The organism is Geothrix edaphica (assembly GCF_030268045.1).
Lineage (GTDB): Bacteria > Acidobacteriota > Holophagae > Holophagales > Holophagaceae > Geothrix > Geothrix edaphica.
Genome location: NZ_BSDC01000001.1, coordinates 1,501,350 through 1,526,692, shown reverse-complemented (window position 1 = coordinate 1,526,692; position 25,343 = coordinate 1,501,350). Strand labels below are relative to the sequence as shown.

The window sequence follows — 25,343 nt, the reverse complement described above, 5'->3', positions numbered from 1 at the left end:
CCCGTTCCCACCGGGTGCTTCAATGGATCGAATGGGTGGGGCGGCGACGCGCTCTCGGCAAAGGGCGACTGCGAGGGCAATCGCCAGGGGCTCCAAACGCCCCCGGAGGGCTGAGGCCGGCCGGTCCATGAAAAGCCCCCGGTCTCCCGGGGGCTCGCATGGGCTTTCCGGAGGGATCAGAACGCGACCAGCAGGGCCGCCACGACGGTGTTGCCGCCCTGCTCGCCCGTCTCGGTGCCGAAGGGCCGGAGGAAGTTCTTGCTGCGGGCGATGTAGTTGACCTTGAGGTTGGCGGCCTTCACCTTCTCGGGGATCCAGGCGTAGGTGTAGCCGACGGTGACCTCCGTGTACTTGGGGCTGTAGTCGGCGCCGGTGGGGAGGCCGGTGGCCACGTTCGTGGTGTAGGGGTTGGTGGCGGTGTACCAGTCGTCCCCGCTGTTGAGGTTCATCAGGTCGTAGCGGGCGAGGATGCTGTGGTGGCCGGAGGTGTAGCCGCCGGTCACGTAGTAGCCCGTGAACTTCTGGTCCAGGTGCTCGCGCTTCACGGCGGGGGCGGTGGCGGCGAGGGTGGCGAAGCGGCGGCCCAGCAGGCCGGTCATGTACTCCGCGGTGAGGGTCCAGGTGCCATCCTGGTAGGCATAGAAGGCGCCCAGGTTGGTGGTCTTGTCCTTGTTGTCGTAGATGGCGGCCTGGGTGGGCCAGGCGCCTCCAGGGTTCGCGGCGATGGTGGCGGGGGGATTCCCCTTGTCGGCCACGTCCGTGCCGCCCTGGAGGGTGTAGGCGCCGAACTTGTGCGTCTGGCCGAGGCTGAAGTCCACGCGGAGGACAACGTCCTTCTGGGCGTTGGTGTCGTTGGTCTTGCCGGAGGTCGCGTCGTTCATGCCGTTGAACACGGCCGCGGTGACCTTGCCGGCGAAGCCCTTGGGATCACCGTAGGAGAAGCCGAGGGCCAGGCCGCGGTCACGCTTGTCACCGAACATCCGGCCCAGCTGGCTGCGCTCGGCGAAGAGCAGCTCGGTGGAGCTCGTCACGCCCTCGTAGGTCTGGAGGTTCTTGAACTGGCCGGCCTTCACGTCGAGGCCGGCGAAGGGCTTCCAGGTGACGAAGGCATCCTGGAGGATGATGGGGTTCGAGGTCCCGGTGGAAATGGAGGGGTCGAACATCACTTCGTAGTCCACGCCCTCGGCCGCGCTGCCGGAGAGCTTGATCTCGGAACGGCGGACGGAGAAGGTGTTCTCCTTGAACTCGCTGCGGAGGTTGTAGTACCCGCCGGGAGCCGCGCTGTTGTACCGGAGGTTGCTGTCCAGCATCTGGGTGTACCAGAGCTGGATGTCCCCGCCGATCTTCACTGTCTGGGCCGAGGCCGGCAGGGCGGCGAGGAGGAAGGCGGCCAGGCCGAGGTTGCACGTGCGCTTCATGGGGTCTCCTAGGGGCCGTCAGGCCGATGGAGAAAGGTTCCCGGCCGCCTGTGACGTGGTCGCGAAGACGCTGCTCCGGGTGTGTGCTGGATCTGTGAATTGGTGTTGATGATTTTGATTCTCAATATGCCTTCGAGGACCTGCCCTGCGACAGGTCTGTATTTGACCAGCGACTCCGAGGTCCCTTCGCCTGAAGACACCGGCCGGAGGTCTTCGCGCGCGGGGGCCCCGGCCCTCCGTTGAGCCCTCTGCCAGGGGGGTGTCAGCACACCTTTGTGTCTCGCATCACAACCGTCGGAACCTTTGCTTCATTTTTGATAGACGCAGCGGGCTCCCCCGTTTAGCTTGAATCCGTTTGATCCATTCATCGATTTGGAACGACTGGTGTCCCAGACATCAGGTGGTCTGACCTGAACTCCGCCCTCAATCCCTCCCAACCCTCCCTCACTAGGAGCCCATCCATGAAGATCACCCGCCTTGCCGGCATTGCCGCCCTTCTCGCCGCCGGGGTCACCCAGGCCCAGGCGCAGGACATCAAGCTCACCGGCGTCCTCTTCGAGTTCTGGCAGACCCAGATGCTGGACAGCAACCTGCGCAACAACGCGACGGCTACGGCCGGGGCCTCCAAGTACTACGGCCTCGACTCCCGGTTCCAGGAGAACAACTTCGCCGTCAAGCGCGCCGAGATCTACCTGAACGGCAAGATCACCGACGACATCACCTGGAATGCGATGTTCGACCCCAACAACAGCAACACCGCGACGGTGCCCAACAACGTCCTGCAGGATCTGGTCATCACCTGGAACGCGGGCAACGGGATCTCCGTGAAGGCCGGCCAGTTCAAGATGCCCACGACCTATGAGGCCACCATGGTCGCGGCCACGAACATCCTGTTCTTCGAGCGCAACCAGATCAACCGCGTGTTCGGCGACAAGCGCGACCGCGGCATCTGGGGCATCTACGCCTTCGGCGATCCCAAGGGCTTCAGCGGCAAGGTCAACCTCGCCGTCTCCAACGGCACCACCGATGACGGCAGCGGCGGCAAGAACAACGAGAACACCGTGGCCGGTTCCGGCAATGCCCAGAAGGACTGGACCACCCGCCTCGAGTTCGCCTACGGCCCCGAGCACAAGTTCGGCGCCTACTACCGCGAAGGCGTGACCGGCCTGAAGGATTCGACCTTCAACGCCGCCTCTGCCTGGACGACTGCCGGCTACGTCAGCGCCGCCCAGATCAAGGACAACAAGGACAAGACGACCATCATGGGCGCCTACTACGCCTTTGACACGGCCACCTGGCACGCCAGCGCCGAAGCCGCCACGGGCCTGCTGGGCCGCCGCTTCCCCACCCTCTTCGCGGCCGCCACGACGAATCCCTCCCGCGAGCACCTCGACCAGAAGTTCCTGGGCTATGCCGTCGACGGCGCCTACAAGATGGGCAACCACTGGTTCACGGCCCGCTACGACATGCTGAACTACAACACCGGCGACGACTGGTACACGGCCGCCAATCCCTACAAGCCCGCGGCTGGCGGCGATTTCAGCCCCAAGTACACGGAGATCACCGTCGGCTACAACTACGTGTTCAACCCCGCCAAGTACGGCGCGGGCAAGCTGAAGCTGGACTACGTCCATCGCAGCAAGAACTTCCTGGCTCCGCGCGCCGGCCAGACCGGCGAGCAGGGCGGCGACAGCCTCGTGGCTTCGCTCATGGTCGGCTTCTGATAGCCGCTTCCACCTAGCGGTTCTTGCCGCTGCAACACCACGGAACTCATGGGTCACAACCCATGGGTTCCGTGGTTTTTTTGTCGGACCTTGGGTGTAGAATCCACCATACCTTCCACCCACATCTCTTTTGCACTGGAGCTGCCATGCGAAAGCACCTCTTGGCCCTGGGCGCCGTTCTCGCCCTCTCTCCGTGTCTCATGGCGCAGAAGATCGGCGTCATCAACTCCATGAGCGGCCCCGAAGCGCCCATCGGGGAGAACATCACCAACGGCATCAAGCTCGCCGACGAGGACCTCAAGAAGAAGGGCATCAACCTGCAGCTCGTGTGGGAGGACGATACGGGCAAGCCGCAGATCTCCATGAGCGCCATGGAGAAGCTGGCCACCCGCGACAACGTCGTGGGGGTGGTGGGGCCCTACACCTCGGCCTGCTCCAACGCCGTGGCGAAGCTGGCTGAAAAGTACCGCGTGCCCCTGCTGATTCCCGCCGCGGCCAAAGAGGAGATCACGCGCCAGGGCCTCAAGTACGTCTTCCGCATGAACGCCCCCGCGGACAAGTACGCCTCCAGCCTCATCGACGCGGCGAGCTCCCTGGGCAAGCCGAAGTCCATCGCGTTCATCTACGAAAACACCGACTTCGGCACCTCCACCACCAAGACCGCCAAGGAGTACGTGGCCAAGAAGGGCATCCAGGTCGTCGCGGACGAACCCTATCCCAAGGGCGCGGCGGACTACCGGTCCACCCTCGCCAAGGTGAAGTCGAAGAACCCCGACCTGGTCTTCATGGTGTCCTATGTGGCCGACGCCATCCTGCTCATGCGCCAGTCGAAGGAAGTGGGCCTCCAGCCCCAGGCCTTCCTCGGCGCCGGCGCGGGCTTCACCACCACCGAGTTCGCCAAGGAACGCGCGATCTCCGAGAACGTCATCTCCTGCACCCAGTGGACGAACGATGTGAACTGGCCCGGCGCGAAGGAGTTCGGGGCCCGCTACAAGGCCAAGTTCGGCAAGGAACCCACCTATCACGCCGCCTGCGCCTACGCCTCCATGATGATCATGGCGGAGACGGCCAAGAATGCCGGCGGTGACCGCGCCAAGACCCGCGATGCGCTTAAGTCCGGCAAGTGGAACGGCGTCATGGGCGAGGTCCAGTTCGCCGACTACGAAGGCTTCACGAACCAGAACAACCACCAGATGCTCGTGCAGCAGATCCTCCAGGGGAACTACGAAACGGTGCTGCCCGCCAAGTTCGCCACCAAGAAGGCTGTGTACCCCTTCCCCAAGTGGAAGTGACTCCTCCCTGAGCGGGGGCGCCTTGTGGCGCCCCCCTTTTCCATCCCCTCCAGGAGTTCCAGACGCCCATGGCCGTATTCCTTCAATCCCTTATCAGCGGCATCCTGATCGGTGGCGTGTACGCGCTCATCGGCATCGGGCTCACGCTCATCTTCGGCGTGATGCGGGTCGTGAACTTCGCCCACGGCGACATCATGATGGTCGGGATGTACCTCACCTATCTGCTGTTCACGCTGATGGGCATCGATCCCTTCGTCTCCGTCCTCATCAGCTTCCCGCTGATGTTCTTCTTCGGGGGCTTCCTCCAGAAGGTCTTCATCAACCGCGTGCTCAACGCCGTCTCCCAGAACCAGATCCTGCTGACCATCGGCCTGGGACTGATCATGAGCAACACGGTGATGCTGATCTTCACCTCGGACTACAAGATCCTCACGACCTCATATTCCTCCTCCACCATCCAGGTGGGGGGTGGGGTCTCGATCTCCGCGCCGTTGCTGATCTCCTTCCTGATCACGGCGGCCATCACCGGGGCGCTGGGCTGGTTCCTGCTGAAGACTGACACGGGCCAGGCCATCCGGGCCACGGCGCAGGACCGGGACGCGGCGCAGCTGATGGGCATCAACGTCAGCCGCATGTCCGTGATCGCCTTCGGTCTCGGCGCCGCCCTGGCGGGGACCGCGGGGGCGCTGATCTCCCCGACCTACTACATCTTCCCGCAGGTGGGCGGCACCTTCACCCTGAAGGCCTTCGTCATCACGGTGCTCGGCGGCATGGGCAGCGTGGTGGGCGCCACCCTGGGCGGGATCCTCATCGGCGTCACCGAATCCATGAGCGCGGTCTACATCTCCTCCGGCTGGAAGGATGTGGTGGTCTTCGTGCTCTTCCTGCTCGTACTCCTCTTCAAGCCCTCGGGCTTGATGGGCAAGTCGCGGACCTGAGGAGGACGACATGACCAAGACCATTCTCAAGGCTGCGACCGGCCTCATCGTCCTGGCGGCCCTGCTGGTTGTCCCCCGGTATGTGGAGAGCCCCTACGCGCTGCACATGATGATCCTGCTCTTCCTCAGCGTGTCCCAGGGCCAGAGCTGGAACATCCTCGGCGGCTATGCGGGCCAGCATTCCGTCGGCCATGCCGCCTATTTCGGTGTGGGCGCCTACACCACCATGATGCTCATGCATGCCAAGCAGGTCGTCCCCTGGGTGGGCGTCTGGGCCGGCGTGGCGATCGTGGTCGTGGTGGCCCTCGTGATCGGGAGCATCTGCTTCCGGCTGCGCGGCCCCTACTTCGTGCTCGCCTCCATCGCCGTGGCGGAGATCATGCGGCTCTCCGCCATCAACCTGACGACCCTCACCAACGGCGCCGAGGGCATCCTGGCCACCGAGATCCCCGCCTTCAAGATCGGGGAGCGGGTGGTGACGGACTTCCTCACCAAGGTGCCCTTCTACTACATCGGCCTCGTCCTGGCCCTGCTCACCATCGCCATCACGTACTGGGTGCAGCACTCCAAGCTTGGCTACTACTTCCAGGCCATCCGCGAGGACCAGGACGCGGCTCATTCCCTCGGCATCCACATCACGGTCTACAAGAACATCGGCCTGGTGATCTCGGCGGTGCTGACGTCGCTGGCCGGCGCCTTCTACGGCATCTATGTGGGGTTCGTCGATCCGCCCACGGTGCTGGGACTGGATGTCTCTGTCCAGATCATGCTCATCTGCATCATCGGCGGCATGGGCACTCTGTGGGGCCCGGTACTTGGGTCCCTGATCCTGGTGCCGCTGTCCGAGGCCCTGCGGAGCAACATGATCACCGAAGGGCTGGTGAAGATCGGCCTCGTGAGCGCGGATTCGCGGATCGGGCTCTTCCTCAAGGAGAACCTCGCCCACGCGCATGTCCTGCTCTACGGCATCCTCGTCGTGCTGGTGATCCTCTTCATGCCTGAAGGGCTCATGGGTTTCGTCAAGAAGATGGCCGCGCGCCGGAATCGGGAGGCGGTCTGATGGCCATCCTGGAGATCAAGAACGTCAGCAAGTTCTTCGGTGGCCTTGCGGCCAATTCAGACGTGTCCTTCTCCGTGGAGGAGGGCTCGATCATGGGCCTCATCGGGCCCAACGGCGCGGGCAAGACCACCCTCTTCAACTGCATCACCGGCTACTACCCGCCGTCCAAGGGCGAGATCATCTTCGACGGTCGGCGGATGAACGGGCTCCAGCCCGACAAGGTCTGTATGCTCGGCATGGTCCGGACCTGGCAGAAGGTGCGCCCCCTGGCCAAGCTGTCCGTGGTGGACAACGTCATGGTGGGCGCCCTGGCGCGCACCTCGTCTCTGAAGCACGCCCGCGAAGTGGCCATGGAGCAGCTCAAGGTGGTCCGCATGGAGCACCGGGTGGACTTCCTGGCCGGTGGCCTGCCCATCGGGGAGCGGAAGAAGCTTGAAGTGGCCCGGGCCCTTGCCACGCTGCCCAAGCTCCTGCTGCTGGACGAGGTCATGGGCGGCCTCAACCCGGCCGAGAGCGAGGAGATCATCCAGCTCATCCTGGACATCAAGCAGCGCGGCCTCACGCAGATGGTCATCGAGCACGACATGAAGGCCATCATGCGCATCTCCGACCGGATCGTCGTCCTCACCTCCGGCGAGAAGCTGACCGAAGGCACCCCCCAGGAGGTGGTGAGCAATCAGGACGTGATCGATGCCTACCTGGGTGAGAGCCATGCTTAAGATCGAGAAGCTGAATTTCGCCTACGGCGATCTGAAGGTCCTGTGGGATGTGGATCTGGAAGTTCACCAGGGGGAGATCGTCACCGTGGTCGGCGCCAACGGCGCCGGGAAGTCCACCACCCTCAAGAACATCTCCCGCCTGGTCAAGCCCACTTCGGGGAGCATCACCTTCGAAGGGAAGGAACTCAGCAAGATGCTGCCGCACCATGTGGTCGAGGCCGGACTGGTGCAGGTGCCCGAGGGCCGCCGGATCTTCCCGGAGATGACCGTCATGGAGAACCTCCGCATGGGGTCCTACGTCAAGGCCACCCGGGGGGATCGCCAGAAGAACATCGACTGGGTGTTCCAGCTGTTCCCGCGCCTCAAGGAGCGGGAGAAGCAGCTGGGCGGCACCATGTCCGGCGGCGAGCAGCAGATGCTGGCCATCGCCCGGGGTCTCATGGCCAATCCCAAGGTGCTGCTCCTGGATGAGCCCTCCCTGGGCCTCTCACCCCTGCTGGTGAAGAACATCTTCGACATCATCACCGGCATCAACAAGGAGGGCGTTACCATCCTTCTCGTGGAGCAGAATGTCTACCAGTCCCTCCGCATTGCCCACCGCGCCTACGTCATGGAGACGGGCCGGGTGGTGCTGACGGGGCGGGGCGACGAGTTGCTCAACAATGAACACATCAAGAAAGCCTTCCTGGGCATGTGAGGAGATCCCGATGACCACTGTCGACAAGTGGATGACCAAGAACCCCATCACGATCCAGGAGGAGGCCTCCATCATCGAGGCCATCCACCTCATGAAGGAGAAGGGCATCCGGCGCCTTCCCGTCATGGCAGGGGGCCGCTTCGTGGGCCTGATCACGGAACGGATGATCAAGGACTACACCCCGGGCAAGGCCACCTCGCTGGACACCTGGGAAGTGCATTACCTGCTGTCCAAGACCGCCGTGAAGGAGGTCATGAACCAGAGCCCCCAGACCGTGACTCCGGACACGGACCTGGCCACCGCGGCCCAGGCCATCCTCGACCACAAGCTCTACGGGCTGTGCGTGGTGGATGCCAAGGGCCAGCTGGTGGGCATCATGTCCGTGGGCGACATGCTCAAGGCCGTGGTGGAGTTCGCCAAGGCCCGGGCGTAGGCGGGCCGGTCCGAGGGCAGGGGGCCTCGGCCCCCTGCCTTTCTGTGCCATGGGGCTGGGTCGGCCCCGCGAGTGTTTGCGGCGGACCGGGTTGACCGCCCGCCCGGATCCCCGGGAAGATCGAAGGTCGGTTTCCCTGCCCAGGAGGCACCTTGAGCACAGCTCAGCGTTTGCGCGATATCCGCGACGGGTTTGAGCGCCCCTTCTGGGTGGCCAACATCAGCGAGCTGTTCGAGCGCCTCTCGTACTACGCGGCCTTTGCGTCCCTGGCGCGCTACCTGAACGAGTCCCTCGGCTTTCCCACGCAGGATGCCAGCAGCCTGGCCGGCCTGTTCGGCGGGCTGGTCTGGTTCCTGGCGGCCTTTGGCGGGGCGATCGCGGACCGCCTCGGCTTCCGCCGGGCCCTCTCCCTCGCCTACCTCATCCTCAGCTGCTCCTATTTCCTGCTCGGGTCGCTGGGGTCGTCCTGGATGTTGCCGGTGCGCGGCCTGGTGCCCCTCGGCGCCCTCGTCGCCTTCCTGCTGATGCTGCCGGCCCTCGGCATCGCGCTGGTGAAGCCGGCCGTGGTCGGAACGACCGCCCGCGCCTCGAAGGACAACGTTCGCTCGATCGGCTATTCGATCTATTACACCCTGGTGAACATCGGCGGCGCCGCTGGCCCCTTTGTCGCGTCGTACGTCCACCGGCACATGAGTGTCGAGAACGTCTTCCGGGTGGCCGCCATCAGCGTGTTCCTGATGTTCTTCGCGGTGCTGCTGATGTTCAAGGAGCCGCGCAAAGAGGGGGACGTGCCCCCTCCCTCCCTGGCGGAGACCGGCCGGAACTTCCTCACCGTCCTCTCGAATCCCAAGTTCATGCTGTTCCTGGTGATCTTCACGGGGTACTGGGTGGTGTACTGGCAGGAGTTCATCACGCTGCCCCTGTATGTCGCCAAGTACATCGACCCGAAGGCGGATACGGAGCTTCTGCTGATGACGGGCCCGCTGGTCGTGATCTCGCTGACGGTCCTGATCAACCTGGCCACCCAGAAGATCGCCTCGGTGAAGGCCGTCACGATCGGAACCCTGATGTCCTCCCTTGCCTGGATCGTGCTGATCTTCAAGCCGACCGTGACGGGCGTGATCCTCACGCTCATCTGCGTCGCACTGGGGGAGATCGTGCAGTCGCCGCGCTACTACGAGTACATCTCGCGCCTCGCCCCTCCGGGCCAGCAGGGCACCTACATGGGCTTCGCCTTCCTCCCCATCGGTCTTGGCTCGCTGATCGGCGGCTGGTTCGGCGGGAAGCTGATGCACCACTTCGGCGAGGTGACCCACAAGCCGGCCGGCATGCTCTGGACCATCACCGGCGTGGGCGTGCTCACGGCCGCGCTGCTGTGGGTGTACGACCGGATGCTGCCCGCGACAGGGGAAGCCTGATCACAGGTATTTCGACAGGAACTCCCACATGGCCTGGAAGCGCGCCCAGCTGTGCTGGGGGGCCCGGGGGCTGTGGTCCGAGCCGGGCAGCAGCACGATCTGCACGGAGGAGCCGGCCTTCTGCAGGGCGTCGATGAGCATCACGCTGTTCTGGGGATGCACGTTGTCATCCAGGGTGCCGTGGAGCAGGAGGAGGCGGCCGGAGAGGTTCCCTGCGGCCTTCAGCACGGAGCTGGCGTCGTAGCCGGCCGGGTTGTCCGCGGGGAGGCCCATGTAGCGCTCAGTGTAGATGCTGTCGTAGAGGTGCCAGTCGGTCACGGGCGCGCCGGCGATGCCCAGCTTCCAGGCTTTGCTGTGGGTGAGGGCGTAGGTGACCATGAAGCCGCCGTAGCTCCAGCCGTCCAGGCAGAGCCGGTCCATGTCGGCCCAGCCCTGCTGCTTCAGCCAGGCATGGCCATCGAGCAGGTCCTGGAGCTCCTGGGCCCCGAGGTTGCGGTGGATGCCGTAGGCGCTGGCCAGACCCTTGTGGGAGGCGCTGCGGTTGTCGCAGATCCAGGTGGCGATGCCCTGCTGGGCCAGGAACTGGTACCAGGGCATATCCCGGCTCCAGCTGTCCCGCACCATGGGGGAAGCCGGTCCGCCGTAGATGTACTGGTACACGGGATATTTCTTCGCGGGATCGAAGTCCGCGGGCAGCACCAGCATGGTCTCCATGGGGAAGCCGTCGCGCGTCTTCACCTGCTGGAAGCTCACCTTGCCCAGCTTCAGGTCCTTGAGCTTGTCGGGGGGATTCGCATCAATGAGGCGGAGCTGCTTCCCGGCGCCGTCGTGGAGGGCCTGCTGGGGCGGAGTCCGGGCATCGCTCCAGGTGTCGAGGAAGGCGGTGAAGGTGGCGTTGAAGCGGACGCGGTGGGTGCCGGGCCGGTCTGTCAGCCGCGTGAGGTCCCTCCCGTCGAGCCCGATGCGATAGGCGTCCTGGCCGATGGGGCTGCGCTCCGTGGCGTCGAAGTAGAGGGTCCGTCCCACCGCATCCGTGCCATGGACCTGCCGCACATCCCAGTCGCCGGCCGTGACGGCCCCGAGCAGCTGGGCCTCCTTTCCGTAGCGATAGACGTGGTGGCGTCCGGTGCGTCCCGACTCCCAGAGGAAGCCACCATCCGGCAGGAAGTGGGGCAGGGGCAGGCGTTCCTGCCAGGCCCGGCCGTTCTCGCGGATGAGCAGCCGGGAGGCGGTCCCTTCGTAGCGGCGCAGGTCCAGCCAGCTCTGGATGCGGTCCTGATGAGTGGCGAGCAGGCGGCCAGAAGGATCCCAGCCCACCTGCACGATGAGGGTTTCCTGGCCCGCGTAGGGGGCGTCCATCCAGGTGGTGGTCCCGGCGAGATCCACCACGCCCAGGCGGGCGATGGGATTGGGATCCCCGGCCTTGGGATAGCGGGCCTTCAAGGGCCTCTGGGGCTGGAAACGGTCATCCATGAGCGTGTAGACCGGCACCTTTGTCTCGTCCAGGCTGAGGAAGGCCAGGCGCTTCGAATCCGGTGCCCACCAGAAGGCGCGGAAGCTGCCGCGCCCGTAGAGCTCCTCCTGGTACACCCAGTCGAGGCGGCCGTTGAACACGGTCTCGCTGCCGCCGGTGGTGAGGCGGGTCTCCCTGGCCGTGGCCACGTCCACCCGGTAGAGATCGTTCCCGCGCAGATAGGCCACCTGGGTGCCGTCGGGACTGAAGGCCGGCTCCTCGGGCTTTCCGCCCGCCAGCCGCTTGGCCGTGGCCGCCTTGACGTCCACCAGGAAGAGCTCCTCCCCGACGTCCACGAGGAAGGCGCTGTGGGTTCCATTCCAGGCGAAGCTCCCGCGGCCGAGGGCGGCCTTGGCTGCGGCCTCGGTGGCCCCGGCTGCCACCAGGGCGGTGTGGAGCCGGGAGGATTCCAGCAGGGGCTTCCGTTCCCAGGTGAGCGGATCCAGGCGGTAGAGGGCCACCTGGTCCCCCTCCCGGCGGGTCTGTACCAGGCTGCCGTCCGGCAGCCACTCCAGGCGGGTGGCGGGCAGTCCCCCATAGGCCACCTTCTTCGTGGGGTGGGCGATGCTTTCGAGCGTGATCCGGCCGGAGCCCTGTCCCAGCAGGCAGGGGACGAGGATCAGGCAGGCCAGGAGGGCGCGGACGGGCATGGAGGCTCCGGTGAATGTTCTATATATATCGCGAAGCGAGGGCTGCTTGGCCTCAGGCCTCGCCCAGCTCGATTTCCACCCAGGCCAGCGTGCCGGTGGCGAGGGGCTCCAGGCCCATCCGGCCCCCCATCAGCTGGAGGATGCCGGCGGCCAGGGGCAGGCCGATGCCCAGGCCGCCCCGGCGCCGGCGGAGGCTGCGCTCCTCCTGCTCGAACGGCCTCAGCAGCCGCTCCCAGTCCGGAGGCAGACCCGGCCCCTGGTCCTCGATCTCGAACCGCAGGTGCCAGGCCCGACCCTTGGGCCGGGCCCTCAGACGAAAGGCCACGACCCCGCGCTCTGTGAAGCCTGTGGCATTGTCCAGGAGGGCCCCCAGTGCCTGGGTGAGGCGGGAGGCATCGCAGACCAGGGGATGGGGCAGGGGCTCCAGGGCCACTTGGGCCTTCAGGCCCTTCGCTCGGGCTCGGGCCTCCAGATCCTTCCCGAGAAGGGCCAGATGTGCGCCGAGGTCCGTCAGGGCCGGACGGACGGCGAGGGTGCCCTGGGCCAGGCTGGCGAGGTCGAGCAGGCCCTGCACCAGACCGCCCAGGCGCACCGTGGTCTCCTCGGCCCGGCATAGGATCTCGGCTTGCGGCGCCGTGGGTTCCATGTCCCGCAGCATCTGGAGGTGCCCGGCCAGCACCTGCACGGGCGTGCGCAGCTCATGGTGCGCGTTGTCCGTGAAGGCCTCCTGGGCGCGGCGAAGCCGCTGCTCCGTCTCCAGGGCCTTGCGCTGCTCGCGGATGATGCGGTTCTTGGCATGCGCCATGGCGTAAAGGGCCAGCCCGCCAAGGGCCAGCAGGGCGAGGACACCCATGAGATAGCTCAGTACGAGTTGGTTTTCCGGCACAGGTAGGTCCTGGCGAGGGCGAGGTTGAGGAGCAGCCCGATGATGAATCTCACGAGCCAGGGGATCAGGACCCAATCGCGTGAGAGCTGGTGGATGAAGAGATTCTGCACGGGGTAGAACATCAGCATGATCCCCTGATCCAGCGCCCAGGTCCCGAGCAGCCAGGCGGCGGGCCGATTCCATGGGGACCGTCCGTCAGCCTTCGTCACGAGATCCTTGAGCAGCCACAGGCACAGCGCGAACAACACCAGGCTCGCCGCGGTCTCGGCCATGGACCACCTGGAGCCGACCCCGGCCTGGGCGGCCTCCCAGGCGGCACTCGCCACCATGGTGCCGGCGGCGAGAATGAAGACCGGCCCGGGAAGGACCTTCGGACCCAGCCCCGCCAGCACCCACAAGGCGCCGAGCACCTCGGGCACGTGGGCCAGGTCGGCCACCCAGGCGTTGCGGACCCGGTTCATGGCCATGCCGAGCATGGTCCAGTTCACAAAGAGCTGGAAGATGAGGAGGGCCGTCAGGCGCCGCATCCAGGGGAAGGACTGGAACCGCTCCGATCGGGCGTGGACCGCGGCCGCCAGGACGGGAACCAGGGGGGAGACCGACTGGATGCCCCACCCGACCCACAGGAGGACCCGGAAACGGTCCATGGAGAGCTAGAACCAGCTCTGCGAAACGCAATAGGGGGGGCAGTCCGTACCCTTCTGGATGTACACGCCATCCTTCGCGGCGAGGTCCTGGCCTTCCGCGTCCACCGCCACCATCACCAGGGTGGGCGAACCGTCTTCGTGCCGGGCACGGTAGATGCGGATGCCGGCGGCACCCGGCTGGCTGAGGAGCTGCTCGAAGGCGCTGCGGTTGAAGGCGGTGGCCCGATGCTCGCCGGCCTCGGCCTTGGACTGGAAGGCCTGGACCAGACCGGCGGCCTCCTCCGGGCTGATGCGGTGGTCGCGGTTGGCGTCGAAGGCTTCAGTAGACACAGGAGTGCTCCTCGGGCTGCGGCCCTGGCGGTGGAAGAGAAGGCAGTGGAGAAGGTCTCTTCCCATCAGACCCGAAGACGGCCCGGCTCACAAGATGGAACTACGGCAGAGGTTGGGGTTGGGCAGCCACACCCGGCGGGTGCGGCCGTCCAACCCCGGTGTCCCCCTGGACCACCCGCGGTCCCGGCCTCAAGGGCTCAGTTGGGCAGGTGGGGCCGGGTGAGGTTGCGATGTCCGCCTGCGGTCACCAGCAGGTTGTCCTCGATCCGGATGCCGCCACAGGGCGTGAGCTCGTCGATGAGCTTCCAGTCAAAGCGGCCCTTGTGCTCGTTCTCGCGGAAGGGGCGGAGCAGCATGGGGATGAAGTAGAGGCCCGGCTCCACCGTGAACACCTGGCCCGCGTCGATGGTGCGGGTGGTGCGCAGGGTGGGGTGCTGGGGTGGCGGTGGCGCCATGGTGCCGTCGGGCGCGCCCTGGCGTCCCGCCACGTCATGCACCTGGATGCCGAGGTGGTGGCCCAGGCCGTGGGGAAAGAAGGGACGGCTCAGGCCCTTCTCCACGGCCTCATCGGGGTCGGCCTTCAGGATGCCGTGGTCCTTCAGGAGGCCGGCGATGGCCAGGTGCCCCTGGTGGTGCAGGTCGCCGTAGGGCAGGCCGGGCTTCACCAGGTCGCAGAGCTGGAGCTCGAGCTTCACCATGTCGTCCACGAGGTCCGCGAAGCGGCTGTCGCAGTGGGGTGCGGCCACGGTGCGGGTGATGTCGGCGGCGTAGCCGCGGACCTGGGCGCCGGCGTCGATGAGCATGACGAACCCGTTCTTCAGGGTGCGCTTGCCTTCGTAGTGGAGGGTGGCGCCCTTCTCGTTGAGGGCCACGATGCTGCCGTAGGGCATCTCGTGATCCACGATGCCCACGGCCTGGATGTAGGCGTGGTGGATCTCCAGCTCGCTGGCGCCGGCCAGGAAGGCGGCCCGGGCGGCCAGGTGGCCCCGGGCGGCCAGCACCGTGGCCTCCTCGATGCACTGCACCTCGTAGGCGGACTTGTTGGTGCGGTGCCAGTCCAGGCGGGCGGTGAGGCCGGCGGGGTTCAGCTCGAGGTTCGCGGCCTCGGCCCGATCGGTCTCGTTGCCGATGTAGGCGGCCCGGGCCAGGGTCCCCAGACGCTTCCACGCGTCCTCGACGGTGCCCACCTCCTCGATATCGAATTCGCCGGCCCAGAAGGGATTTCCGAGAGGCAGCTGCTCGTACCAGAAGTCCTCGGGGGCATAGCGGATGAGCCGCGGGCGCTGGTCCGGCCGGATCACGAGGAGATGGTGCGGTCCCGCCATGGGGCACCAGTGGGCGAAGTGGGGAACGGGGTGGAAGGGCGCGTCCTGGTCATCCGCGAAGTGGGTGTAGACCTTGCCGCTGGAGATCACCAGCGCGTCGAAGCCCGTCTCGGCCAGAGCTTCGGCCGTGGTGCGCTGGCGCTCGGCAGTGTGGGTGTGGAAGAGAGATGAGAGGTCGGTCATGGGATCCCTTCGGGGGTGGTCAGCAGGCGGATGATCGGGCCATCCTGGGCATCAGAGGAACTGCAGGGGTTTCACCTCGGGGGCGAAGCCGTGACGGACGGCCTTTTCGAAGAAGAGCGCCAGGCTTTCGCGCTCGGCTTCGCCCAGGGTGTAGCTGATGTTCTCGGTGAGGTATTCGTGCAGCTCGATCTTGGTCCAGCCGATGGTGCGTCGGGCCTCTTCGATGATGGCGGGCAGCTGGGCCTGGCCGATCTCGAAGCTCTTGTGGAAGAAGGAGGCCACGCCGCCGGGTACCGGCAGCTCCGGGGCATCCTTGCGGACCAGCCAGAGCGCGAAGACGAAGGGCAGGCCGGTCCAGGCGTGCCACTCCTCGGCCAGGTCCAGCACGAACAGCCCCTGGCGGGGGGCCCGCATGGCGGAGTCTCCGATCATCAGGGCGGCGTCGTTCGCCTCGAGCATGGCGGGGAGATCGGGACCCATGTCGGTCACGGCCGGGATCACGCCGTAGCGCTCCCGGAGGAGCAGCTGGGCCAGCACCACGCTGGTGCGGCTCGAGGTGTCCAGGGCCAGGCTCCTGATCTGTTCCGGGGGCACCTTGGACAGGATCACCACGCTGCGCACCCGCTTGGGGGAGGCGATGCAGAGGCCCGGGACGATGCGGAGGTCGGGGATCCTCAGGTACTCGATGGAGCTGACGATGCCCGCATCCACCTCGCCGGACCGGAGGCGATCGGCGCAGGCCGAGGGGTAGTGGAACTTCAGGTGGAAATGCTCCCAGCCGAGGCCGTGCTTGAATCCGTGGTTCAGGGGGGCGGCGTTCAGGTAGTCGATGATGGACAGGCGGAATGGTTCAGTGGCCATGGCAACAGTCTACCGACCCTGCGATGATTCCCTGATGGTCCTCTGGCATTACGAGCTCAATACCCCGATGGGGCCGATGCGTGCCGCCTTCGACGGCCGGGGAAGGCTGCGGGAGCTGGCCGTGGAAGGGCTTGATCCCCGCAAGACCAGCCCCCTGCCGCCCAAGGAGCAGCGCGAGGCCAAGCGGTATCTGGACCGCCAGCTGGACGCCTACCTGGCCGGCACGTTGCGCACCTTCACGGTGCCTGTGGATCCGCAGGGTTCGCCCCTGCAGCTGCGCATCTGGGACACGGTGCGGACCATCCCCTACGGACAGTGCCGGCAGCCCGGGGATCTCGGCGCCTGGCTGGGGGTGGATGAGGATCTGATCATCATGGCCTGCGCCTCGAATCCCATCGTCCTGCTCGTGCCGGCCCACCGGGTGATCCTGCCCGGCGAGGGACCCCTGCCGAAGGCCCTGCGGGAACTGGAATCGGGCCTGGGTTGGCGGCGGCCCTGATCGCCTTCAACAAAAAACCGTGATTCTGCCATGCTGGTGCCCATGAACGGGCCCTACCATCTGCTGCCCACGCCTCTGGGAGACCTGGGCGCGGTCTTCGATGGGGAGGGACGCCTGATCCGGCTGGACCGCCTGCACGGGCACCCGCTCCTGGCCCCGGCCAGCCCGGTCCCCAAGAGCCTGCCCTACCTGAAGCGGCAGCTGGAGTCCTACTTCTCCGGCAACCTCCGGGACTTCAACATCCCCATGCTGGCCGAGGGCACGGATTTCCAGCGGCGGGTCTGGAAGGAGCTGCTGAAGATCCCCTACGGCCAGGCCATCTCATATCTGGAACTGGCGCGGCGTCTGGGGGACGAGAAGTGCATCCGCGCGGCGGCCCGGGCCAACGGCGCCAACCCCATCGCCATCCTCATCCCCTGCCACCGCGTCATCGGGTCGGACGGGTCCCTGGTGGGCTATGCCGGGGGCCTGGACATGAAGGAGTTCCTGCTGCGCCTGGAGGGCGTGCTGCCCAAGGCCCCGCCCCAGCCCCGCCTGCCGCTGGAGTGGGACTGAGCAAACGCTAAAAATTCCGGCGCCGCCCATCGGAGGACTTCCCTCCGGGGGGCTCCTAGCATGGAGGCATGCGCTGGTCGGATGAGCACCTCTACGAACGGATCCTGGCGAAGGACGCGTCCTTCGACGGGCGGGTGCTCACGGGCGTCCTCACCACTGGGATCTACTGTCTGCCCTCCTGCCCGGCCCGGAAGCCCCTGGCCCGGAACGTGCGGTTCTTCGCGGATGAAGGTACCGCCCAGGCGGCCGGGCTGCGCCCCTGCAAGCGGTGCCGGCCCGATGCCTTCTACCGGGGCGAGGATGCGGACTTGGCGCGCCTGGAGGACGCCATGGCCCAGGCCCTGGCGGATCCCGCAGCCTTCCCCGAGGCGGAGGCCCTGGCGGAGGCGGCCGGCGTCGGCCTCACCAAGCTGAAGACCCTGCTCCGGGACCATGCCCACACCCAGCCTGCGGCCTTCCTCCAGCGGGCTCGCATCCAAGCCGCCTGCGCGCGGCTGGAGACGGGGGAGGGATCCCTGCTGGACCTGGGGGGCGCCGTGGGGTTCGAGAGCCCCTCGGGCTTCCACGAGGCCTTCCGCCGCCAGACGGGCCTGGCGCCCGGCGCTTACCGGGACCTGCTGGGCTCGTCCCGCTTCACCCTGCCGCTGCCGGAGGGCACCCGCCTCGACGACCTGCTGCGCTTCCATGGCCGCGATCCGGAGAGCGTGTCCGAGCGGGTGGTGGGCCCCATCCTCCGCAAGGGCGCCCACTTCGCCGGGAAGCCCGGGGTGCTGAGCCTGGCCTTCGGCACGGACACGGTCGCCGTGACCCTGGAGGGCGCGCAGGGTCCCGCTGCCATGGCGGAGGCCCACCGGGCGGCCCTGCGGCTCCTGGCCTGGCACGGGGATCCAGCCTCCTTCGAAACAGCGCATCCAGCTCTGGCGCGGGGCCGGGAGGGCCTGCGGGTGCCGTTGACCCTGGATCCCTTCGAGGCCCTGGTCTGGGCGATCCTGGGGCAGCAGGTGAACCTGGCCTTCGCCTATGCCCTGCGGCGCGACCTGATCTGCCTGGCGGGAACACCCGTGGGGGAGCTCATCGCCCATCCCGAGGCGGCGCGCCTCGCGGCGCTGGAGCCCGGGGAGCTGGTGGCCCGGCGGTTCTCGCGGCGCAAGGCCGAGTACGTCCTGAACGCCGCGGGGAAGGTGGCGGCAGGCGAACTGCGCCTGGAGGAGATGCTCACGGCCACGGGGGCTGGCAAGGCCCTCCTCGCCCTGCGGGGCTGCGGACCCTGGACGGCCCAGTACGTGCTGATGCGCGGCCTCGGCTTCCGGGACTGCGTTCCGGTGGGAGATGCGGCCCTCACGCTGGCCCTCCAGCGCTGGTTCAAGCTCGAGGCGCGTCCCGACGGTCCCGGGACCACGCGCCTCATGGCGCCCTTCGCCCCGCACCGCAGCCTCGCCACCTTCCATTTGTGGGCCAGCCTGAAAGGAGTGCCCGCATGACGGGAATCCATCGCCTCGACACCTCGCTCGGACCAGTCCAGGTCGCCTTCGACCAGGGCGGCGCCGTGATCTACCTGGGGTTCTCCGACCATGAGTTCCGCGACAGGCTGCTGGCGAAATTGGCCCGCCTGGGGCCAGTGGCGGCCCCTCCCGCCGGAGCGACGGCCGGCCTGCGGGAGCAGCTGGAGGCCTACGCCGCGGGCCGCCGCACCCGCTTCGAGGTGCCCATCCGGCTCCACGGCAGCCCCTTCGAGCAGCGCGTCTGGGCCGAGCTCCAGCGCATCCCCTTCGGAGAGACCCGCAGCTACGGCCAGCTGGCGGCGACCCTTGGTGATCCGAACCTGAGCCGGGCCGTGGGGCGGGCCAATGGCGCCAACCCCATCTCCATTCTGGTGCCCTGCCATCGCGTGATCGGCGCCAGCGGCAGTCTCACGGGCTATGCCGGCGGTCTGGGCAGGAAGGAGCGGCTGCTGCGCCTGGAGGGCGCGCTCAGGGGTTGAGCGTCCGCAGGGGGCCGCGCTCCAGCTCCAGCCGCACCTCCGCCTCCGCACCGAGGGCGGCCTTGAGCACGGCCAAGCCCCGGTCCATGTCCACGTCGCCGCAGCTGAAGAAGTCCACGGCCGCGAACCGGTGCTCGGGCCAGGTGTGGATGGCCAGGTGGCTCTCCGCGATGATCACGGCCCCGCTGACCCCGTAGGGGCTGAAGTGGTGGAAGCTGTGCGTGACGATGGTGGCGCCGGAAGCCTCCGCCGCCGCCAGCATGGCGGCGGTGACCCGCGCGAGGTCCGCCAGGGCCGCGGCCTCGCAGCCCGTGAATTCCGCGAGCAGGTGGCGGCCGAGGGCGCTGGCGGGGGTGCTCATGGCCGCCGGGTCAGCAGGGCCACGCACTCCACATGGCTGGTGAGCGGGAAGAGGTCCAGCACGGCGAGTTTCTCGAGGCTCCAGGCCTGGGCCAGCCGCTTCAGGTCCCGGCAGAAAGCCGCGCCATCGCAGCCCACCAGCACCAGCGTCCCGGCCTGGGCGGTGCAGAGGCGGTCGGCGAGGGCTGGTTCCAGCCCGGCCCGGGGGGGATCCAGCAGCACGACATCGTCGGGCTGGCCCAATCCCTCCGGCACCCAAGCCGCCACGTCGGCCACCAGGCACTCTGCGGGCAGGCCCAGGGCCTCCAGGTTGCGCCGGGCCCAGGCCACGGCGGCTTCGCCGGATTCCACCAGCACGCGGTGGTTGAAGCGCTTGCCCAGCAGGGCGGAGAAGAGGCCCACCCCGCCGTAGAGGTCATAGAGGGTGCCGCCCTGCACCTCCCAGCCTTCCAGGAGGCTCCGGAAGGCCTCGGCCGCCCAGGGCGGGCTCACCTGGAAGAAGGCGCCTGGCTCGTGATGCAGGGTGATCCCTCCCAGGCGGTGCGCCAGCGGCGCTTCCGTGCGATGCCAGCCGTCGGGTTCGAGGTGCCAGCTGCGGCCCCGCTCATCGGTGGCCAGGACCTCGCCTGCGGGGGTGCCCGTGGACAGCTCCCAGCGGCCGGGCCGGGAGGAGAGGATGTGCGCCGTCAGGGCTTCCTGCATGCGCGGAATGGCCAGTGACAGGGGCTCGGCGGCGGCCGGGCAGGCGGACACGGGCACCAGGGCGTGGCTGTGGCGGCGGAAGTAGCCGAGGGAGGACCCGTCCCAGTGGAGCTGGATGCGGTGGCGCAGGGCCTCCGCCGGGGCCGGGTGCCAGTCCCAGGGCACTTCTTCGCCCAGCTGGCGGCGCAGGAGGTCGGCGACCATCTGCCGCTTGAGGTCGGGGGCGTGGCGGCCGGCCTCCCAGAGCTCGCAGCCGCCGCAGCTCGCGGCCACCGGGCACTCGGCCACGGCGCGGCGGGGATCCCGGGTGATCCAGCGGGTGACGCGGCCCTCTCCATGGCGGGCCTTCCAGATCACGGTGGCCTCCACCACCTCGCCGGGAAAGAGGGCCAGAGGGGCCTCCAGGAGCAGCAGGCGGCCATCGGCCTCGCGGCCCACACCCTTGCCGCCCCAGGCCAGCCGCTCCACCGGGCCTTGCCAGGTTTCGGTGGGGGCAGGGGAATTCCGATATGCTGGCGGGACTTTCGCCTTCGTCTTCCTGGAGCCTGATTCCGCCTTGCGCTTCACTGTCGCCGTCCCCCCAGAGCACCGTAGCATCCTCCTGGACCGCGCGGCCGGGGAGATGCGCCGCTGCCTGGTCTTCGTGGACGGCGGCGCGGCGGACGTGGTGCTGGGCCTCCCGGGGGACGGGACCTTCGCGGACTGCGAGTGCTGGCCTGGCCTGGAGGCGGCGGAGGCCCTGGTGCGGGCTGCCTGGGCGCGGCTGCAGGACCGCCGGGACATGGAGCGGCTCCACGAGGTGGGCCGGGCCCTGGCCTCCGAACAGAACCTGGACCGGCTGCTGGACCTGATCCTCAGCAAGGCCCGCGAGCTGCTGATGGCCGAGGCCGGGTCCATCTACCTGCTCACCGGCGACGAGGAGCATCCCGAGCTGCTCTTCGCCCACACCCAGAATGCCCGGGTGAGCCTGCCCTTCGCCCGGGTCGCCATGCCCATCTCGCGGGAAGCCCTGGCTGGCTTCGTGGCCCTCAGCCGGGAAAGCCTGAACCTGCCGGACGTCTACGGGATCTCCCCGGAAGCCCCCTATCGCTTCAATGACAGCTTCGACCGCCAGGCCGGGTACCGCACCCAATCCGCGCTGGTGGTGCCCATGCTCGACACGGAAGGGCAGGTGCTGGGCGTCCTGCAGCTCCTCAACCGCCTGCAGGAGGACGGCCAGGTCGCCGCCTTCTCCTCCGCGGACCAGAGGCTGGCGCAGAGCCTGGCGGGGCAGGCCGCGGTGGCGGTGAAGAACGCCCAGCTGCGGGAAGAGATCGAGCGGCTCTTCGAGGGGTTCGTGGCCGCCTCCGTGACGGCCATCGAGGCCCGGGACCCGGTCACCAGCGGCCATTCGGGCCGGGTGGCGGACCTCACCGTGGGCCTGGCGGAGGTCGTGAACGCCACGCCGAATGGCGCCTATGGGAGCCTCTCCTTCAGCGACCGCCAGCTCCGGGAGCTGCGCTATGCCAGCCTGCTGCATGACTTCGGCAAGGTGGGGGTCCGCGAGCAGGTGCTGGTGAAGGCCAAGAAGCTGGATCCCGGCCAGCTCGAGATCATCCTCCAGCGCCTGCGCCAACGGGAGCTGGAGGAGGCCCTGGAGGCCCTGGCCCGGGCCTGGAAGGGCGGGGGCGATCCCGGGCTGTGGGAGCGCGCCATCCAGGATCGCAAGGCTGAATCGGAGCGGCTCATCCACCTGGTGCGCCAGAGCAATGAGCCCACGGTGCTGGCCCAGGAGGTGGCCGAAGGCCTGGGCCTGCTGGAGGACCTGGCCTTCACCCACTGGACCGGCGAGCGCCGGCCGCTGGTAGAGCCCGCGGACCTGGCCAGCCTCCGGATCCGCCGGGGCAGCCTGTCCGAAGCCGAGCGCCTCGAGATCGAGAGCCACGTGACCCACACCTTCCGGTTCCTGGAGCGCATCCCCTGGACCCGCGACCTGGCGGGCATCCCCGACATCGCCTACGCCCACCACGAGCGCCTGACCGGCCGCGGCTACCCCCGGAAGCTCTCGGAACAGGACATCCCGGTCCAGAGCCGGGCCATGGCCATCGCGGATGTCTACGACGCCCTCACGGCCCAGGACCGGCCCTACAAGGGGGCCGTCCCCGTGGAGCGGAGCCTGGCCATCCTGGACGAGGAGGCCCGGGAGGGGGCCCTGGACCGGGGCCTGCTGGACCTCTTCATCGAGGCCAGGATCTACGAGCGGACGACCCGGCGGTCCTGAGGGTGGAGGCCGAAGCCCATAGCCGGTAGGCTATAGGATTGGAGTGCCCATGTCGGAACGCGAACCCCGAACGATCGACCTGCAAGGAATCCTGGATCTGCTGCCCCACCGGTATCCGATCCTGCTGGTGGACCGCATCCTGGATTTCGAGCCCAAGCAGTGGATCCGGGGGCTCAAGAACATCAGCTACAACGAGCAGATCTTCCAGGGCCACTTCCCCAGCCGGCCGGTGTTCCCGGGGGTCTACATCGTCGAGGCCATGGCCCAGACCGGTGGCTGCCTGCTGCTCCAGGACATCGAGGACCGGGCCCGCAAGGTGATCTACTTCATGGGCATCGACGGAGTGAAGTTCCGCAAGCCCGTGCTGCCCGGCGACCAGCTGGTGATGGAAGTCAAGGTGGTCCAGCTCAAGGGCCGGATCTGCAAGATGCGGGGCGAAGCCTTCGTGGGTGGCCAGAAGGTCGCGGAAGCTGAATTCATGTCCATGCTGATGGACCTGGCCGAAGGAGAGGGACGATGAGCGCGCAGATCCACCCGAGCAGCGTGGTGAGTCCGGAGGCCCGGCTGGGCGAGGGCGTGGTCGTGGGTCCCTTCTGCGTCATCGAAGGCAATGCCGTCATCGGCGCCCGCACCCTGCTGCGCAGCCATGTCGTCATCGGTCCCCACACTGTGCTGGGCGAAGACAACGACATCTACCCCCACGCCACCCTGGGCATGGGGCCCCAGGACCTCAAGTTCAAGGGCGCCCCCACGCGCCTGCAGGTGGGGAACCGCAACGTGATCCGCGAAGGCTCCACCCTCCACCGCGGCACCGAGGGCGGCGGCGGCCTCACCACGCTGGGCGACGACAACTTCCTGATGACCGGGTCGCACATCGCCCACGACTGCCACGTGGGGAACAAGAACATCTTCGCCAACTGCGCCACCCTGGCGGGCCATGTCGAGGTGGGCGACGGCTGCAACATCGGCGCCTTCTCGGCGGTCCACCAGTTTTGCCGGGTCGGGCACCACGCCTTCATGGGCGGCTTCACCGTGGCCACTCAGGATGTGCTGCCCTTCATGAAGACCGCCGGCGCCCGGGACACCAAGAGCTACGGGGTGAACACCATCGGCCTCCAGCGCAAGGGCTTCCCCATCGAGGTGGTCGAGGGGCTGAAGAAGGCCCACCGTCTTCTCTTCCACTCGGGGCTGCTTCGGGACGAGGCCATGGCCCAGACCGAGAAGGAAGTGGGCCACATCGCCGAAGTGGCCTACCTGCTCACGTTCATCCGCGAGGCCAAGCGGGGCGTGCATCGTGGCTGACCAGCCTACCAAGGCCCCGCAGCGCCGCCATGCGACTCTCGCCATCATCGGCCTGCCCAACGCCGGCAAGTCCACCCTGCTGAACGCCCTGCTGGGCCAGAAGCTGGCGGCCACGAGCCAGATCCCCCAGACCACCCGCACGAAGGTGCTGGGCGTGGTGAACCGTGGGGATGTGCAGCTGGCCTTCCTGGACACGCCGGGCATCCACCTGCCCAAGCACGCCCTGAACGAGCGCATGATGGCCCACGTGGACCAGGCGCTGGAGGAGGCCGACCTCCTGCTGTGGATGGTGGATGCGGACGACTACCTGGGGACGGGGGAGCACGCCCTGGCCAAGCGTCTCCGCAAGCTGGGCCGCCCCACCTACCTGCTGCTGAACAAGATCGATCTGCTGTCCAAGGGCCGCCTGCTCGAGAAGATCGCCACCTACAAGGACCTGCTCCCCTTCAAGGAGATCGTCCCCATCGGCGCCAAGATGGGGCTGAACCTCGATCCGCTCTGGACCCTCCTCGAGCGCGATGCCACCCAGCCCGGCTGGCCCTACGACGAGGAGACCTTCACCGACCAGACCGAGCGGTCCCTGGCGGCGGAGTTCATCCGCGAGAAGGTGCTCCGCAAGACCCGCGAAGAGGTTCCCCATGGGGTGGCGGTGCTCATCGAGCAGTGGCTCGAGGCGGGCCACGCGGACTACCCCGAGGACCTGGGGCCTGAGGGCGTCTTCATCGCCGCGAGGATCCTGGTGGACCGCGACGGCCACCGCAAGATCCTGCTGGGCAGCCAGGGCGAGATGATCAAGGACATCCGCCAGAGCGCCCAGCGCGAGCTGAGGAAGCTCCTCCAGCGCCCCGTGCGCCTGGAACTGTTCGTGAAGGTGGACGAAGGCTGGCGGGACCGCCCCGACCGGCTGGACCGGCTTTCTATCTAAATCGACAGGTCCGTCGCGCGGTGCTCGGGGTCGAGCGGCGCCAGACCATCCGTGCCCGTGACCGAGGTGTACTGGCCGCGGTCCGGATCGAAGGCGAAGACCTCGCCGGTCTCGATCTTGTAGACCCAGGCGTGCAGGTGCAGCCGGCCTGCGGTCACGGCCTTGGCCACAGACGGATGGGAGCGCAGGTTCTCCAGCTGGACCAGGGCGTTCTCCTCCACTGTGGCGTGCAGCAGCTCGTTGCCGTGGAGGTGGCCGTAGCTCTCCCACATGATCTGTTCGGTCTTCCGGGCGTGGGCCAGCCAGGCCTTGGTGGCCGGAAGCTCGCCCAGCTGGTCCGGCTCCAGCAGGGCCTTCATGGCGCCGCAGTTGGAGTGGCCGCAGACGATGATGTCCTTCACCTGGAGCACGGTGACGGCGAATTCGATGCCTGCGCTCATGCCGCCCATGTGCTCGTACGGGGGCACGAGGTTGCCCACGTTGCGGAGAATGAACAGCTCCCCGGGCTGGGTCTGCGTGATCAGGTTCGGGCTGATGCGCGAATCCGAGCAGGTGATGAAGAGCGTTTCCGGGGCCTGGTCCTTGTCCAGCCGCTCGAACAGCTCTTTGTGGGAGCTGAAGATCTGGGTCTGGAACTGGTGGATGCCTTGGACGAGCTTCTGCAT

General features: G+C 67.5%; 26 protein-coding genes. 16 read left to right on the top strand and 10 right to left on the bottom strand.

Annotation, left to right across the window (positions count from 1 at the left end; genetic code table 11):
• Window positions 1-176: 176 nt before the first annotated feature.
• The gene (locus tag QSJ30_RS06915; protein WP_285607757.1) at window positions 177-1,418 is read right to left on the bottom strand and encodes a porin; all 1,242 of its coding nucleotides are present in this window, start codon (window positions 1,416-1,418) and stop codon (window positions 177-179) included.
• A gap of 461 nt (window positions 1,419-1,879) precedes the next feature.
• On the opposite strand from QSJ30_RS06915, the gene QSJ30_RS06910 reads away from it, so the two are divergent.
• From QSJ30_RS06910 to QSJ30_RS06875, 8 genes are all read left to right on the top strand, one after another.
• On the top strand, window positions 1,880-3,142 hold the full coding sequence (locus QSJ30_RS06910; protein ID WP_285607755.1) for a porin: 1,263 nt from the start codon (window positions 1,880-1,882) through the stop codon (window positions 3,140-3,142).
• 146 nt (window positions 3,143-3,288) lie between these two features.
• A complete protein-coding gene (locus tag QSJ30_RS06905) occupies window positions 3,289-4,434 on the top strand; it encodes an ABC transporter substrate-binding protein (RefSeq protein WP_285607752.1) in 1,146 nt (381 codons plus the stop codon).
• A 68-nt stretch (window positions 4,435-4,502) separates the two neighbouring features.
• On the top strand, window positions 4,503-5,372 hold the full coding sequence (locus QSJ30_RS06900) for a branched-chain amino acid ABC transporter permease (RefSeq protein ID WP_285607750.1): 870 nt from the start codon (window positions 4,503-4,505) through the stop codon (window positions 5,370-5,372).
• Between the two features lie 10 nt (window positions 5,373-5,382).
• A complete protein-coding gene (locus tag QSJ30_RS06895) occupies window positions 5,383-6,432 on the top strand; it encodes a branched-chain amino acid ABC transporter permease (RefSeq protein WP_285607748.1) in 1,050 nt (349 codons plus the stop codon).
• Window positions 6,432-7,151 (top strand): ABC transporter ATP-binding protein, encoded by a 720-nt coding sequence (locus tag QSJ30_RS06890; RefSeq protein ID WP_285607746.1) that lies wholly within the window; start codon window positions 6,432-6,434, stop codon window positions 7,149-7,151. The genes QSJ30_RS06895 and QSJ30_RS06890 overlap by 1 nt, the downstream gene beginning before the upstream one ends.
• Window positions 7,144-7,848 (top strand): ABC transporter ATP-binding protein, encoded by a 705-nt coding sequence (locus tag QSJ30_RS06885; RefSeq protein WP_285607744.1) that lies wholly within the window; start codon window positions 7,144-7,146, stop codon window positions 7,846-7,848. The genes QSJ30_RS06890 and QSJ30_RS06885 overlap by 8 nt, the downstream gene beginning before the upstream one ends.
• Window positions 7,849-7,858: 10 nt before the next feature.
• Window positions 7,859-8,281 carry a CBS domain-containing protein gene (locus tag QSJ30_RS06880; RefSeq protein ID WP_285607743.1) on the top strand — a complete coding sequence of 141 codons (423 nt, stop codon included), beginning with the start codon at window positions 7,859-7,861 and terminating at the stop codon, window positions 8,279-8,281.
• A gap of 152 nt (window positions 8,282-8,433) precedes the next feature.
• Window positions 8,434-9,699, top strand: coding sequence for an MFS transporter (locus QSJ30_RS06875; protein WP_285607742.1), 1,266 nt, complete (start codon window positions 8,434-8,436; stop codon window positions 9,697-9,699).
• Here the strand turns inward: QSJ30_RS06875 and QSJ30_RS06870 are convergent, their stop codons facing one another.
• From QSJ30_RS06870 to QSJ30_RS06845, 6 genes are all read right to left on the bottom strand, one after another.
• A complete protein-coding gene (locus QSJ30_RS06870; protein WP_285607740.1) occupies window positions 9,700-11,862 on the bottom strand; it encodes a S9 family peptidase in 2,163 nt (720 codons plus the stop codon).
• Window positions 11,863-11,914: 52 nt separating this feature from the next.
• Complete coding sequence (locus QSJ30_RS06865) at window positions 11,915-12,715, bottom strand: sensor histidine kinase (RefSeq protein WP_285607739.1); 801 nt, start codon at window positions 12,713-12,715, stop codon at window positions 11,915-11,917.
• An 8-nt stretch (window positions 12,716-12,723) separates the two neighbouring features.
• On the bottom strand, window positions 12,724-13,395 hold the full coding sequence (locus tag QSJ30_RS06860; RefSeq protein ID WP_285607738.1) for a hypothetical protein: 672 nt from the start codon (window positions 13,393-13,395) through the stop codon (window positions 12,724-12,726).
• Between the two features lie 6 nt (window positions 13,396-13,401).
• Window positions 13,402-13,725 (bottom strand): hypothetical protein, encoded by a 324-nt coding sequence (locus tag QSJ30_RS06855; RefSeq protein ID WP_285607737.1) that lies wholly within the window; start codon window positions 13,723-13,725, stop codon window positions 13,402-13,404.
• Window positions 13,726-13,922: 197 nt separating this feature from the next.
• The gene (gene pepQ / locus QSJ30_RS06850) at window positions 13,923-15,233 is read right to left on the bottom strand and encodes a Xaa-Pro dipeptidase (RefSeq protein ID WP_285607736.1); all 1,311 of its coding nucleotides are present in this window, start codon (window positions 15,231-15,233) and stop codon (window positions 13,923-13,925) included.
• Between the two features lie 51 nt (window positions 15,234-15,284).
• Window positions 15,285-16,094, bottom strand: a complete 810-nt coding sequence (locus QSJ30_RS06845) for a menaquinone biosynthetic enzyme MqnA/MqnD family protein (protein WP_285607735.1) — start codon at window positions 16,092-16,094, stop codon at window positions 15,285-15,287.
• 76 nt (window positions 16,095-16,170) lie between these two features.
• Here QSJ30_RS06845 and QSJ30_RS06840 point away from each other — a divergent pair, with 76 nt between their 5' ends.
• The 4 genes from QSJ30_RS06840 to QSJ30_RS06825 all read left to right on the top strand — a co-directional run bounded on the left by QSJ30_RS06840 (window position 16,171) and on the right by QSJ30_RS06825 (window position 19,129).
• Window positions 16,171-16,593 (top strand): methylated-DNA--[protein]-cysteine S-methyltransferase, encoded by a 423-nt coding sequence (locus QSJ30_RS06840; protein WP_285607734.1) that lies wholly within the window; start codon window positions 16,171-16,173, stop codon window positions 16,591-16,593.
• A gap of 42 nt (window positions 16,594-16,635) precedes the next feature.
• Window positions 16,636-17,148 carry a methylated-DNA--[protein]-cysteine S-methyltransferase gene (locus QSJ30_RS06835; protein ID WP_285607732.1) on the top strand — a complete coding sequence of 171 codons (513 nt, stop codon included), beginning with the start codon at window positions 16,636-16,638 and terminating at the stop codon, window positions 17,146-17,148.
• 68 nt (window positions 17,149-17,216) lie between these two features.
• A complete protein-coding gene (locus tag QSJ30_RS06830; RefSeq protein WP_285607725.1) occupies window positions 17,217-18,629 on the top strand; it encodes a DNA-3-methyladenine glycosylase 2 in 1,413 nt (470 codons plus the stop codon).
• A complete protein-coding gene (locus tag QSJ30_RS06825) occupies window positions 18,626-19,129 on the top strand; it encodes a methylated-DNA--[protein]-cysteine S-methyltransferase (RefSeq protein ID WP_285607723.1) in 504 nt (167 codons plus the stop codon). The genes QSJ30_RS06830 and QSJ30_RS06825 overlap by 4 nt, the downstream gene beginning before the upstream one ends.
• On the opposite strand, the gene speD is transcribed toward QSJ30_RS06825, so the two are convergent.
• Together speD and QSJ30_RS06815 are read right to left on the bottom strand one after the other, a co-directional pair.
• Window positions 19,119-19,490, bottom strand: coding sequence for an adenosylmethionine decarboxylase (gene speD / locus QSJ30_RS06820; protein ID WP_285607722.1), 372 nt, complete (start codon window positions 19,488-19,490; stop codon window positions 19,119-19,121). The genes QSJ30_RS06825 and speD overlap by 11 nt on opposite strands.
• Entirely contained in the window at window positions 19,487-20,659 is a 1,173-nt protein-coding gene (locus QSJ30_RS06815) for a class I SAM-dependent RNA methyltransferase (RefSeq protein ID WP_285607720.1), read from the bottom strand. Before QSJ30_RS06815 ends, speD begins: the two co-directional genes overlap by 4 nt.
• A gap of 88 nt (window positions 20,660-20,747) precedes the next feature.
• Here QSJ30_RS06815 and QSJ30_RS06810 point away from each other — a divergent pair, with 88 nt between their 5' ends.
• The 4 genes from QSJ30_RS06810 to era are packed head-to-tail and all read left to right on the top strand — an operon-like array spanning window position 20,748 to window position 24,678.
• Complete coding sequence (locus tag QSJ30_RS06810) at window positions 20,748-22,451, top strand: HD family phosphohydrolase (RefSeq protein WP_285607718.1); 1,704 nt, start codon at window positions 20,748-20,750, stop codon at window positions 22,449-22,451.
• A 49-nt stretch (window positions 22,452-22,500) separates the two neighbouring features.
• Window positions 22,501-22,971: a 3-hydroxyacyl-ACP dehydratase FabZ gene (gene fabZ / locus QSJ30_RS06805; protein WP_285607717.1), complete on the top strand. Its 471-nt coding sequence runs from the start codon at window positions 22,501-22,503 to the stop codon at window positions 22,969-22,971.
• Window positions 22,968-23,753 (top strand): acyl-ACP--UDP-N-acetylglucosamine O-acyltransferase, encoded by a 786-nt coding sequence (gene lpxA / locus QSJ30_RS06800; RefSeq protein ID WP_285607715.1) that lies wholly within the window; start codon window positions 22,968-22,970, stop codon window positions 23,751-23,753. Before fabZ ends, lpxA begins: the two co-directional genes overlap by 4 nt.
• The gene (era, locus tag QSJ30_RS06795; RefSeq protein ID WP_285607713.1) at window positions 23,746-24,678 is read left to right on the top strand and encodes a GTPase Era; all 933 of its coding nucleotides are present in this window, start codon (window positions 23,746-23,748) and stop codon (window positions 24,676-24,678) included. Before lpxA ends, era begins: the two co-directional genes overlap by 8 nt.
• On the opposite strand, the gene QSJ30_RS06790 is transcribed toward era, so the two are convergent.
• Window positions 24,675-25,343, bottom strand: coding sequence for a carbonic anhydrase (locus QSJ30_RS06790; RefSeq protein ID WP_285607712.1), 669 nt, complete (start codon window positions 25,341-25,343; stop codon window positions 24,675-24,677). The genes era and QSJ30_RS06790 overlap by 4 nt on opposite strands.

Coding starts and splice junctions, on each gene's coding strand:
- QSJ30_RS06905 (WP_285607752.1), top strand. CDS start 3,289: ATGCGAAAGCACCTCTTGGCCCTGGGCGCCGTTCTCGCCCTCTCTCCG.
- QSJ30_RS06830 (WP_285607725.1), top strand. CDS start 17,217: ATGCGCTGGTCGGATGAGCACCTCTACGAACGGATCCTGGCGAAGGAC.
- lpxA (WP_285607715.1), top strand. CDS start 22,968: ATGAGCGCGCAGATCCACCCGAGCAGCGTGGTGAGTCCGGAGGCCCGG.
- QSJ30_RS06860 (WP_285607738.1), bottom strand. CDS start 13,395: ATGGACCGTTTCCGGGTCCTCCTGTGGGTCGGGTGGGGCATCCAGTCG.
- speD (WP_285607722.1), bottom strand. CDS start 19,490: ATGAGCACCCCCGCCAGCGCCCTCGGCCGCCACCTGCTCGCGGAATTC.
- QSJ30_RS06845 (WP_285607735.1), bottom strand. CDS start 16,094: ATGGCCACTGAACCATTCCGCCTGTCCATCATCGACTACCTGAACGCC.
- QSJ30_RS06870 (WP_285607740.1), bottom strand. CDS start 11,862: ATGCCCGTCCGCGCCCTCCTGGCCTGCCTGATCCTCGTCCCCTGCCTG.
- QSJ30_RS06900 (WP_285607750.1), top strand. CDS start 4,503: ATGGCCGTATTCCTTCAATCCCTTATCAGCGGCATCCTGATCGGTGGC.
- QSJ30_RS06895 (WP_285607748.1), top strand. CDS start 5,383: ATGACCAAGACCATTCTCAAGGCTGCGACCGGCCTCATCGTCCTGGCG.
- QSJ30_RS06840 (WP_285607734.1), top strand. CDS start 16,171: ATGCGTGCCGCCTTCGACGGCCGGGGAAGGCTGCGGGAGCTGGCCGTG.
- QSJ30_RS06835 (WP_285607732.1), top strand. CDS start 16,636: ATGAACGGGCCCTACCATCTGCTGCCCACGCCTCTGGGAGACCTGGGC.
- QSJ30_RS06915 (WP_285607757.1), bottom strand. CDS start 1,418: ATGAAGCGCACGTGCAACCTCGGCCTGGCCGCCTTCCTCCTCGCCGCC.
- fabZ (WP_285607717.1), top strand. CDS start 22,501: ATGTCGGAACGCGAACCCCGAACGATCGACCTGCAAGGAATCCTGGAT.
- pepQ (WP_285607736.1), bottom strand. CDS start 15,233: ATGACCGACCTCTCATCTCTCTTCCACACCCACACTGCCGAGCGCCAG.
- QSJ30_RS06910 (WP_285607755.1), top strand. CDS start 1,880: ATGAAGATCACCCGCCTTGCCGGCATTGCCGCCCTTCTCGCCGCCGGG.
- QSJ30_RS06885 (WP_285607744.1), top strand. CDS start 7,144: ATGCTTAAGATCGAGAAGCTGAATTTCGCCTACGGCGATCTGAAGGTC.
- QSJ30_RS06880 (WP_285607743.1), top strand. CDS start 7,859: ATGACCACTGTCGACAAGTGGATGACCAAGAACCCCATCACGATCCAG.
- QSJ30_RS06825 (WP_285607723.1), top strand. CDS start 18,626: ATGACGGGAATCCATCGCCTCGACACCTCGCTCGGACCAGTCCAGGTC.
- QSJ30_RS06865 (WP_285607739.1), bottom strand. CDS start 12,715: ATGGGTGTCCTCGCCCTGCTGGCCCTTGGCGGGCTGGCCCTTTACGCC.
- QSJ30_RS06790 (WP_285607712.1), bottom strand. CDS start 25,343: ATGCAGAAGCTCGTCCAAGGCATCCACCAGTTCCAGACCCAGATCTTC.
- QSJ30_RS06890 (WP_285607746.1), top strand. CDS start 6,432: ATGGCCATCCTGGAGATCAAGAACGTCAGCAAGTTCTTCGGTGGCCTT.